Raw genomic sequence first — 10,997 nt, forward strand, 5'->3', positions numbered from 1 at the left:
CTAACTCCTCCTTATATGGTTACCACTTTGGCGATAATATAGCTGAATAGGGCACTTCCGATAACAATCAATCCCTGGCTGATGTAAAAGACAGGCATAAGCTTGACAATGAATGACAGTAAAAGAAGGATCGTGCCTGCTGTGAACATGATGAAAAGCGGTATTGCCAGTTTCTCATCCATCATGTCCTTTAATGCAGGTACCTTCTTTTTGCCGATTTCCTTGCTGTATTTATGAGTCCACCACAGGAATGGAACGATTTTATATAGATAACCAATGATGCTGAATGCAATCCAGGCGACTAGATATAATAAAATAATTGGTCCTGCCATTTTTGAAAGAAAATTCACAGCACTTCCTGCAAAAGCAGCAAAGTGGATGAAAGCCCCGCAGCCAATCGCAAACAAGGCGAACATGAATGGGCGGTCAAGCTTTTTTTTCACACGCTTATCGATGATCATTTTGACATGCCAGGTGAAAATCATGAACCCGGCAAATAGCATGAGCGTTCCCAAAACTTCAAACAGATGGCTGCCTGTTAAAAATGAAGAAATCAAAAAAATAATTCCAACAACATAAACACTAAATACATATGGTGCAGGTTTCATTGAATATGCATGGGAAAGTGAGAACATTGGAACCATCTTATAAGAAAAGCCAAAGATCAAGAATGAGAACCAGCCAACTGTCCCAAGCAGAATATGGGTTTTAAAGATAGCTTGATAATAGCTTGAAGCAAAACCTGTCTTCATGCTCAGGACCAGTGTGATACCGAATGTAATTGTAGCCAGGAGAGAAAAAAGTGCCGTACCGACGAACAATGTCAGCACATTTGGTTTTGCCTGGCTTTTTAGCGTCATGAACATCTGAAAAATGAACATCAAAATTCCGAGCAATGTCAATATTCCAGGTAATAGGGCATCCTGTGGGCGAAGATACAGTGCCGCGGCGAAAGATACAATTCCTGCAGTTGTTACCGCCAATTGCCAAAAGCCGAATTTCTCGTTCCAAATCGGTGTCAGGAATGCAACAGGCACCAGCTGGTACATCGCCCCCATTGCGACCATCAGGGCCCAGCCAAGCACGAAAAGATGTGCAGCAGACCAGATTGCAGGCAATCGGAACACGCCGGAAACAATTAGGTCACCGTTCAGCAGGATCAGCAGCTGTGAAAGTATCAATGCCAGCATGCTGAAGCCAATGAATGAAAACGGAAGTATTATATTTGTTTCGTTACCACTGCTTTGCTGAAACAATTGAATCACCCCGCTTTTCGGGAAATAGTTACGCGATAGCTGCCATCTTCTTGCTGTTCGGTCAAATAAAGAAACCCAAGTTCATCCAGTTGCTCGAAAAGAAACATCGGACGGCGGTCATTGATGATGATAAGCGTCTCACCTTCTTCAAGCTCTTCCAGCTTTGTCAGCGTCCTCATCATAGGCTGTGGCGGTTCTAGACCTCTATTATCCAGTATCATCTTATTTCCCTCCTTTTTTGGTAAAAGTGATTTTATAATGTTTTGCCTCGATTTTTTCGACTTCATGTTCAAATCCCTTTGCTTTTAACACTCCATAGAGCGGAACAGGCTTGAATGGGGCATGGAGAATCAGGCTGTCGTTCAATTGCAGTTCGCCAACGTCCTCCATGATTTTCTGGAAAGGTTCCAGCTTGTTATTGATATCCTCACGTACATCCAATTCAATCGTTCTGTGTTCCATATCGATCAGCTCCCGGATACTTTAGTTGATATGAATAAATGATAATCATTTTCAGTCTTCTCTTCCGTGATGCGCATCACTTACACTCCAAAATTTACATTTTCCTGTTGAAAAGGAAATTATAGAAGTATTATTGTGTATCTTAATCCAGCTCCTAACTTCTCGAGACGCTTGTCTAGCTACGGCTCCTAACTTCTCGAGACGCTAGTCTAGTGTCGCCTCCTAGAAACTCCGAAACTTCAACTCCGCCCGCAGAAGCAAAAAGCGCTTCTTAGTCTGAGTCTCCAGTTTCTGCGTTTCTGAGCAGTCGGCTATACATTTCGATTTCGGTCCGTCCAATGAAGTCAAAGAACGACTTCACCGGTCGGCTCTCCAGCGCTTCTCGGGGCTGACCAAGGCGCTTGCGCTTTTTGTTTTTAAAACAATTCCTGATGCAAATTTTCATGATCAATCAGATAGTAACCGTCAGCGTCCAAGCTTATGTAATCCTTCTTTTTTAAATGGTTGATTGTTCTGCTGACGGTTTCTCTCGAAGTACCGATCATGTTGGCGAATTCTTTATTAGTAAAATGAGTGGTTAATTTGAAACCGTGCTCTATTTTTTCGCCATTTGTCTTACAAAGGCGCAGCAGCAGCATGATGATCTGCTCGTACGTATTATGAAGAATCTGTTCCTCAAGTCTCGCCTGCAAATCAATGATTTTCTCACCAAGCACGCGGAATAACTTAATAGATAGTTCAGGATAGGCAACCAGTATTTCTTCAAATTTAGAAATAGGGACGATGATCATTTGGGTGTCCTCGATTATTTCCGCATGGGCGGGATACTGTCCTTTTCTGAAGAAGCCAGCGTGAGGGAACATCTCGCCAGTTTCAAGGACTGACACAATCTGTTCTCTTCCTGAAGAGTCTGTTTTATAAATCTTCACCTTTCCTGAATGGATGAAGAACACCCGATCAAGCGGATCTCCCTGCATGAATGCATACATTTTATTTTTAAAGAATCTTGGGTGGGCTATTTCAACAATCGGATCCAGTTCTTCAGGTGATAATTCTTTGAAAATAGGAACTTCTTTTAATTGCTGTCTAATTTGGGATATATGCATATCAAACTGCTCCTCTTTATATAGGGTTTATTATCTACGTTGAATTTTACCAAGCTATCCAGGAAAGCTAAGTGACCTGAATCATATTTTGACGTTTTTATGAAAATAATTATCACTGCTGTGTGAAATATCACACCTGAAAAATGAGGAACTTCACAAACTCACCTTCAAATTCCCCTTATTCTTAGGTTGTAAATCAAACTGGGAAGGGGATGTATGGTAAATGGAACTCCAGCATGTAACATCCGTGAAGACAGTGGTCAAGAAGAATAGAAACTCACTGTTGAAATCCGTACTCATCATTACATTATTACTTAGCTTTACAGTACTCCTGACAGGAGGTTACTGGATTTTTAAAGAGATGGCTCCGAGGCCGCTTGAAGTCACAAGTGAAAAAGGTGAGGTCATCTTAACGAAAGAGAGCATCATGGGAGGGCAGGCTGTCTTTCAGAAATATGGTTTGATGGATTATGGAACTGTATTAGGACATGGTTCCTATATGGGGCCTGATTATACGGCTGAGTCACTGAAGATTTATACTGATGGTATGCATGACTTCAAGTCACAAGAAAAATACAGTAAAAATTTTAAAGAGTTATCAGAAGATCAACAAACGATTATCCGTGACAATGTCATGAAGGAAATGCGTGAAAACCGTTATGTGCCGGATACAGATAAGCTGGTACTGACAGATGCGCAATTATATGGACATGATAAAGTAAGGGAATTTTATCATACAATTTTTACCAAGGGTGATGATTGGGGTCTGAAGCCAGGGTTAATCCAGGAAAAGCATATGCCCGATGGCGAACGTGCCTGGGTTTCAAAGGGCGACCAGATTGAACAAATCGCTGATTTCTTTTTCTGGACTGCTTGGCTGTCAAGTACTGAAAGACCAGACGATGATATCACTTATACAAATAACTGGCCATATTATGAGGACGCAGGAAACACGATGTCATTTTCGGCAATCTGGTGGAGCGGAGCGAGTGTGACGATTTTGATCTTGTTCATAGGCTTGATCCTGTTTGTCTTCTATCGATATCACCTGGGAATGCAAGAGGCTTATACACCAGGTAATTTTCCGAGGATCGATTTGAGGAAGCTGCCGCTTACCTCTTCACAATTGAAAACAGGTAAGTATTTCGCAGTTGTATCTGTGCTGTTCTTTGTACAGGCAATGTTCGGAGCTTTGCTTGCGCACTATTATATCGAGCCTGACAGTTTCTTTGGAATGAAGTGGGTCTATGATATCCTGCCTTTCAATATTACAAAAGGCTTCCACCTGCAGCTGGCTATCTTCTGGATTGCGACAGCATGGCTTGGGATGGGTATTTTTATCGCGCCGCTGGTTGGCGGTCATGAACCAAAGCGCCAGGGATTACTGGTTGACATCCTTTTCTGGGCATTGGTTGTGCTTGTAGCAGGCAGCATGATTGGCCAGTGGCTTGGTGCTAACGGTTATCTGGGAAACAATTGGTTCCTGCTGGACCACCAGGGCTGGGAATATCTTGAGCTGGGGCGCATATGGCAGTTCATTCTTGCGACCGGAATGCTGATCTGGCTGTTCATCGTATTCCGCGGCATCAAGAGTGGTTTGAAGAGGGAATCAGACAAAGGCGGCTTGATTCACCTATTGTTCTACTCAGCGATTGCCGTACCAGCCTTTTACTTCTTTGCTTTCATGATCAATCCAGGTACACATTACACCTTTGCTGACTACTGGCGCTGGTGGATCATCCATCTATGGGTTGAAGGGATTTTCGAGGTTTTCGCAGTAGTTGTCATTGGTTTCTTGATGGTCCAAATGAAGCTTGTCACAAAAAAATCAACCATAAGGGCATTATACTTCCAGTTGATTCTGCTGATGGGAGCAGGCGTCATTGGGATCGGACACCATTATTATTACAATGGTTCCTCCGAAGTTTGGATCGCACTGGGCTCAGTATTTTCTGCACTGGAAGTCATTCCGTTGACTTTGCTTATCCTGGAAGCATATGAGCAGTACAAAATGATGAGAGACGGGGGAGTTGATTTCCCTTACAAAGGTACTTTCTGGTTCTTGATTTCTGTAGCAATCTGGAACTTGGTAGGTGCAGGTGTACTCGGCTTCTTGATCAACCTGCCTGCAGTGAGCTTCCTTGAACACGGCCAATTCCTGACACCGGCCCACGGTCACGCAGCGATGATGGGTGTGTATGGTATGTTTGCAGGGGCAGTATTGGTCTACTCATTGCGCAATATTGTAAAGCCTGAAAAATGGAGTGACAGATGGGTTAAATTCATTGTCATCATGCTGAACGCAGGCTTGGCTGGCATGGTATTCCTGTCCTTGCTGCCAATTGGCTACCTTCAATTAAAAGAAGCATACTTCAACGGCTATGCAGCTTCACGCTCATCACAGTTCTTACAGCAGGAAACAGTTGAAATGCTCCTGACGCTAAGATCAATCCCTGATACAATCTTCTTGATTGGTGTTGCTGCGCTGGCAATATTCAGCGTGAAAGCACTTTTCAATCTCCGTAAAGTCACACATAAAGAAGAAGAACAGCTGCCAGTAAAAGATTTGGCTATTGATGAAGACTAATAGGAAAACCGCAAAGCGTCATCGCTTTGCGGTTTTTATGATGATTTCTGTTCCTCTTCTTTGTCGCATTCAAAACAAAGCACTTTCCCATCTTTATGTACACCATTCAAAAAACCATCCATACAAAAAATCTCTCTTCCACAACGGTCGCAGCTGCCTACTAAATCTTTCATATAAAAATCCCCTCCCTCATTTTTAGTTCTCTCTTATCAAATAAGTTCCTCTATTTTACTATGAATAATTAAATTAACTGCTCCTCTTGAATGAAAGAAGTCATAGTCAAACTGTGACCGCGCTCACTACAGAGGGAAACTGAAAATTTTTATAATGAAAATGTAAAGAAATCAGGAAATAAAGGAGAGAGGGAAATGACTTTCAACGTAATTATCAATGTACCAGACTATGCACCACGGGAAAAACATCCTGCAATATTCAAAAGCTTTGATTCTCTGAAAAAGGGAGAATTCATGCAAATCGTCAATGATCATGATCCTAGACCGCTTCAATACCAATTCATGATGGAGCGTCCAGAAACATTTTCATGGGAGTACCTTGAAGAAGGCCCAGAAACATGGCGTGTGACAATAGGAAAAACTAAGTAAAATTAAAAATATCCTCTGATACTGAAACAACAGGTTCGCCTGTTGTTTTTATTTTACGGAATAATAAAGTATAAAATTTTTGTACATAGATTAGTGTCCAGCTCCAGCGCCTAGCCCCTCGAGAACGCTTTAACTCGCCAAATGAAGTCAAAGTGCGACTTCACTGTTTTGCTCTACAGCGCATGTCAACGCGCTTCAGCTTTTTGATATTCGAAAAAACTAAATTTCTGAAAAGTATGATAAGATAAACAGGAAAGAGAAAAATGAGGTGAAACCAATGAGTGATGTAAAGCAGACAGAAAAGAAGTTTTTGGATTATGTCAAAAAAATGGCTGCCTATAGTGAGGCACTATCTTTGATTTATTGGGATTTAAGGACAGGAGCGCCGAAAAAAGGCTCAGAACAGCGTTCAGAAGTGATCGGGGTACTTTCTTCTGAGCTTTTTAACATGTCAACTTCAGAAGAAATGGCATCATACATAGCACGTCTTTCAAATGAAAAAAGCTTATCTGAAATTACTCGTAAAACACTGAATGAGTGCATGAAGGATTATGACCGTAATAAGAAAATCCCTGCAGATGAATATCGAGAATATGTGATTCTTCAATCCAAGGCAGAAACAGTTTGGGAAGAAGCGAAGGCCGAGTCCGATTTTGATCTGTTCAGACCTTATCTTGAAAAACTAGTTAATACGACAAAGAAATTCATTGGTTACTGGGGATACGAAGGAAATAAGTACAATACACTGTTAGATATGTATGAGCCTGGTATTACTGTTGAAGTTCTGGACCAGGTATTTGGGGATCTTCGTGAAAAAATTGTTCCACTTGTACAGCAAATTTCCAGTTCAACAGCAAAACCAGAAACAGGATTCTTGTTCAAGCACTTTCCTAAAGACAAGCAGCATGGATTCAGTCTTGAAATCCTTAAACAAATGGGTTATGACTTTGATGCTGGACGTCTTGATGAAACGGTCCATCCATTTGCGATGGGGCTTAACCCTGGAGATGTAAGGGTTACTACAAAATATGATGAATCAGATTTCCGGACAGCTGTTTTCGGTACAATTCACGAAGGCGGACATGCTCTTTATGAACAGAACATTTCTGAAGAGCTAGTCGGCACTCCATTGTGTTCTGGCACATCCATGGGTATCCATGAATCACAGTCGCTATTCTACGAGAACTTTGTTGGGCGCAATTACTCTTTCTGGAAGCACAATTACAGCTTGCTGCAAGAGTATTCAGATGGTCAGTTTTCCGGAGTGGATGTAGAGAGTTTCTATCGTGCTGTCAATGAGTCCAAACCAAGCTTGATAAGGATTGAAGCAGATGAGCTAACATATCCACTGCATGTAATGGTGCGATATGAGATTGAAAAAGGATTGTTCAACGATGAAATAGAAGTTAAGGATCTTCCTAAGATTTGGAATGACAAGTATGAACAATATCTCGGCATCAGGACCGAAAATGATGCACAGGGTGTCCTTCAGGATGTCCATTGGGCTGGGGGCAGCTTTGGCTATTTCCCGTCATATGCTTTAGGTTACATGTATGCCGCCCAGTTCAAGAACGCTATGCTGAAAGATTTACCGAATTATGAGGAATTGCTAGAACAAGGAAATCTTCAGCCTGTTAAAGAATGGATGACAGAGAACGTCCATAAACATGGAAAAATGAAAAAGCCTCTTGAGATTTTGACAGAGGTAACAGGTGAGGGACTCAACGCGCAATATCTGGTCGATTACCTATACGACAAATACAATAAGGTATATGAATTAGTCTAAATACATCTTTTAAACTATTAAGAGTCTTAGTAAAATAAGGTGGCAGTTTTTCTGCCATCTTTTCTGTGTGGTGAAACCTATTGTCCAGGAAATTACCTTATCTATTGATTGCATTTGCAGCCGTAATGTGGGGGCTAATTGGTTTCTTTGTCAAAGGCCTGAATAGTGCGGGTTTCGGAGCCATGGAGATTGTGGCCATACGTGTGTTGACTGCAGCCATTATTTTAATGTTGACGGGAATTTCTTTTTACCGCGGCCATTTAAAAATAAGAGTGAAAGACTTGTATCTTTTTGTTGGTACAGGGATTTTAAGCATTGTGTTTTTTAATTGGTCTTACTTTACAGCAATCAACTTAATGAACATCCCGATTGCAGTAGCTTTACTGTATACTTCTCCTGCTTTTGTGGCGGTTTTATCCTTTCTTTTCCTGAAAGAAAGGATAAACAGGAAGAAGCTGTTGGCAATTGTCATGACAGTCATCGGGTGTACGCTTGCAGCAGGCATGACAGGACATGGGGGAACGTCATATTCTGTCTCCAGTATCCTTATTGGACTTGGGGCAGGCTTCGGCTATGCTCTTTACAGTATCTTTGGCAAGATCGCATTACGCCGGTACCACCCTTTTACGGTTACTTTGTATACATTCCTTGTGGCTTCCGCTGTACTGGTACCGACAACTGGAATCGTCAGCAAAGCAGATGTCCTTCTCGCTGATGATGTGTGGCTTTATGCGATAGGGTTAGGTATTTTCCCGACTGTAATTGCCTATTTTGCATACTCCTGGGGCCTTGAAAGGACGGAAAGCAGTACGGCTGCAGTAGTTGCTACACTGGAACCCGTTATTGCCACCATGCTTGGAATACTGGTGTATGGAGACAGGCTGGGGAGTCTTCAGATGCTCGGATCTTCGATGATCATCGTATCTGTGATATCTATCAATATCTCAATTCCAATCAGGAAGCAAAAAAATCACTACACTGTGTGAAAAGTATTGCAAATAAAAAACGGAAAGAGCCAGGTTCAAATCCAAGCTTCTATTTTAGTAAAGGTACTTTTAAGCTAAGGCTCAGTTATCTTTCAAAGCTGATTTTAGTGATCATAAGTGAATCTAAAAGGGGAGAATTTCCGGCTATTGTACACAATTGAAGTTTTTTAAGTGGAATAGGCGGAGATATTCCGGTTAATTGCTAAAAATAAGACAAAATACAACGATTTGATTTAGATAACCGGAAAAACTCCCCTTATTTTTAAGAAAATAAGAGGGGTTTTCAATTTAAGCGGAATTTTTCCGTTTATTTTTAAAACTCGATTTAAAATAGTTTTTTAGTTAAGATAATCTTAAGGTTGTATATGATGATTTTTAGGGAAAAATGCAGATAAATCAGGGGGCAACTAGACAAAGGATTATCTTTTGTGATAAATTATTACAGTAAAAATCCTTTTGAAAACTACATAAGGTAAATCGATGAAAAGGAAAGTAGTTTTTGCTATATTCAATAGCGAGCCGGGGACGGTGGAAGCCTGGTGATGAAGCATAAATGAAGAACACCTTTGAGTTCTAACCGAAAGGGGAAACTTGAGTAGGCTTAGACGTTTCCAGCACGTTATATACTGGGTTATGCAATAGTAAAGTTGGTCATTTTATGACAATTTGGGTGGTACCGCGGAAGTTCAGCCTTTCGTCCCTTTTTTTAGGGATAGAAGGCTTTTTTTATTGCAAAAAATTACTATAAGGAGGCTAATTATGATTAAGACAGTAGTAAAAGACTTATACAGAAATCAAGAGAATTTTAATGACAAAACTGTTCAAATTACAGGATGGATCCGTACTCTTCGTGATTCAAAAACCATTGGCTTTATGGAGTTGAATGATGGAACATTCTTTAAGAGTGTACAGATTGTTTTTGAGGATACCCTTGATAACTTTAAAGAAATTACGAAGTTGCCTATCAGTTCTTCTGTTTTAGTAGAAGGTGAATTTGTTCCAACTCCTGAGATGAAGCAGCCATTTGAAATTAAAGCGACAAAGATTGTCGTCGAGGGATTGTCGGATACAGATTATCCTATACAAAAAAAGAGACATACCCTTGAATATTTGAGGACAATCGCTCATTTACGTCCGAGAGCCAACGCCTTCTCAGCCGTTTTCAGAGTAAGGTCTCTTGCATCCTATGCCCTTCACAAATTCTTTCAAGACAAAGGGTTTGTATATGTACATACACCGATTATTACTGGAAGCGATACTGAAGGAGCAGGGGAAATGTTCCGTGTAACATCAATGGACTTGAACAAGCTTCCAAAAAGCGAAGATGGAAAAGTTGATGACAGTGCAGATTTCTTTGGGAAAGAAACCAACTTAACCGTGAGTGGTCAATTAAATGTGGAAAGCTTTGCTCTTGCTTTCCGTAATGTGTATACTTTTGGTCCGACATTCAGAGCAGAAAATTCCAATACGGCACGACATGCCTCAGAATTCTGGATGATCGAGCCTGAAGTAGCCTTTGCGGAATTACCGGATATCATGGACCTTGGCGAAGAAATGGTCAAGTATGTCATTGATTACGTTTTTGAGCATGCACCAGAAGAAATGGCCTTTTTTAACAGCTTTATCGATAAAACGCTCATTGAGAGATTGCAGAATGCATTGCAATCAGATTTCGGAAGAGTTACTTATAGTGAAGCTGTTGAACTATTAAAGAACTCAGGTAAGGAATTTGAATACCCTGTTGAATGGGGTACAGATCTGCAAACGGAACATGAGCGTTACCTTAGCGAGGAAATTTACAAGCGCCCTGTCTTCGTAACCGACTATCCGAAAGAAATCAAGGCATTTTATATGCGTGCGAATGAGGATGGCAAGACAGTTGCTGCGACCGACCTTTTGGTTCCTGGTATAGGCGAGTTAATCGGCGGCAGCCAGCGTGAAGAAAGAGAAGAAGTCCTTGCAGAACGAATTAAAGAACTTGGTATGTTGGAAGAAGATTACTGGTGGTACTTGGAGCTTAGAAAATACGGCAGCACAAAGCATTCAGGGTATGGTATTGGTTTCGAACGACTTGTTATGTACCTGACCGGAATGAAGAACATCCGTGATGTCATTCCATTCCCGCGTACACCAGGAAATGCAGAATTTTAATAGGTGTAAAAAATGAAAAATAGGATGCTGCGGCATCCTATTTTTTTGTGAATGCTATTAT

10 protein-coding genes and 1 other annotated feature are annotated in these 10,997 nt (G+C 41.1%); of the genes, 5 read left to right on the forward strand and 5 right to left on the reverse strand.

Annotated features, from left to right (window positions below; all coding sequences use genetic code 11):
• Nucleotides 1-11: 11 nt before the first annotated feature.
• The 4 genes from LC048_RS06780 to LC048_RS06795 all read right to left on the reverse strand — a co-directional run bounded on the left by LC048_RS06780 (nt 12) and on the right by LC048_RS06795 (nt 2,824).
• On the reverse strand, nt 12-1,265 hold the full coding sequence (locus LC048_RS06780) for a hypothetical protein (RefSeq protein WP_371932006.1): 1,254 nt from the start codon (nt 1,263-1,265) through the stop codon (nt 12-14).
• Nucleotides 1,262-1,477, reverse strand: coding sequence for a DUF2249 domain-containing protein (locus LC048_RS06785; protein WP_226602295.1), 216 nt, complete (start codon nt 1,475-1,477; stop codon nt 1,262-1,264). Before LC048_RS06785 ends, LC048_RS06780 begins: the two co-directional genes overlap by 4 nt.
• A gap of 1 nt (nt 1,478) precedes the next feature.
• Nucleotides 1,479-1,718, reverse strand: coding sequence for a DUF2249 domain-containing protein (locus LC048_RS06790; RefSeq protein ID WP_226602296.1), 240 nt, complete (start codon nt 1,716-1,718; stop codon nt 1,479-1,481).
• A 416-nt stretch (nt 1,719-2,134) separates the two neighbouring features.
• Nucleotides 2,135-2,824, reverse strand: a complete 690-nt coding sequence (locus tag LC048_RS06795; protein ID WP_226602297.1) for a Crp/Fnr family transcriptional regulator — start codon at nt 2,822-2,824, stop codon at nt 2,135-2,137.
• Between the two features lie 223 nt (nt 2,825-3,047).
• Between LC048_RS06795 and LC048_RS06800 the strand changes: the two genes are divergently transcribed.
• A complete protein-coding gene (locus tag LC048_RS06800) occupies nt 3,048-5,411 on the forward strand; it encodes a nitric-oxide reductase large subunit (protein WP_306049805.1) in 2,364 nt (787 codons plus the stop codon).
• 35 nt (nt 5,412-5,446) lie between these two features.
• Here the strand turns inward: LC048_RS06800 and LC048_RS06805 are convergent, their stop codons facing one another.
• Nucleotides 5,447-5,584: a hypothetical protein gene (locus tag LC048_RS06805; RefSeq protein ID WP_226602299.1), complete on the reverse strand. Its 138-nt coding sequence runs from the start codon at nt 5,582-5,584 to the stop codon at nt 5,447-5,449.
• A 195-nt stretch (nt 5,585-5,779) separates the two neighbouring features.
• Between LC048_RS06805 and LC048_RS06810 the strand changes: the two genes are divergently transcribed.
• The 4 genes from LC048_RS06810 (at nt 5,780) to asnS (ending at nt 10,936) form a co-directional block, all read left to right on the forward strand.
• Nucleotides 5,780-6,013, forward strand: a complete 234-nt coding sequence (locus LC048_RS06810) for a DUF2249 domain-containing protein (RefSeq protein ID WP_226602300.1) — start codon at nt 5,780-5,782, stop codon at nt 6,011-6,013.
• Nucleotides 6,014-6,290: 277 nt separating this feature from the next.
• Nucleotides 6,291-7,799, forward strand: coding sequence for a carboxypeptidase M32 (locus LC048_RS06815; protein ID WP_226602301.1), 1,509 nt, complete (start codon nt 6,291-6,293; stop codon nt 7,797-7,799).
• Between the two features lie 80 nt (nt 7,800-7,879).
• Nucleotides 7,880-8,785: a DMT family transporter gene (locus tag LC048_RS06820; protein ID WP_226602302.1), complete on the forward strand. Its 906-nt coding sequence runs from the start codon at nt 7,880-7,882 to the stop codon at nt 8,783-8,785.
• Between the two features lie 471 nt (nt 8,786-9,256).
• Nucleotides 9,257-9,490: a binding site (T-box leader), on the forward strand.
• A gap of 54 nt (nt 9,491-9,544) precedes the next feature.
• Entirely contained in the window at nt 9,545-10,936 is a 1,392-nt protein-coding gene (asnS, locus tag LC048_RS06825) for an asparagine--tRNA ligase (RefSeq protein WP_226602303.1), read from the forward strand.
• Nucleotides 10,937-10,997: the final 61 nt, after the last annotated feature.

It is taken from the genome of Mesobacillus subterraneus (genome assembly GCF_020524355.2).
GTDB lineage: Bacteria > Bacillota > Bacilli > Bacillales > Cytobacillaceae > Mesobacillus > Mesobacillus subterraneus_C.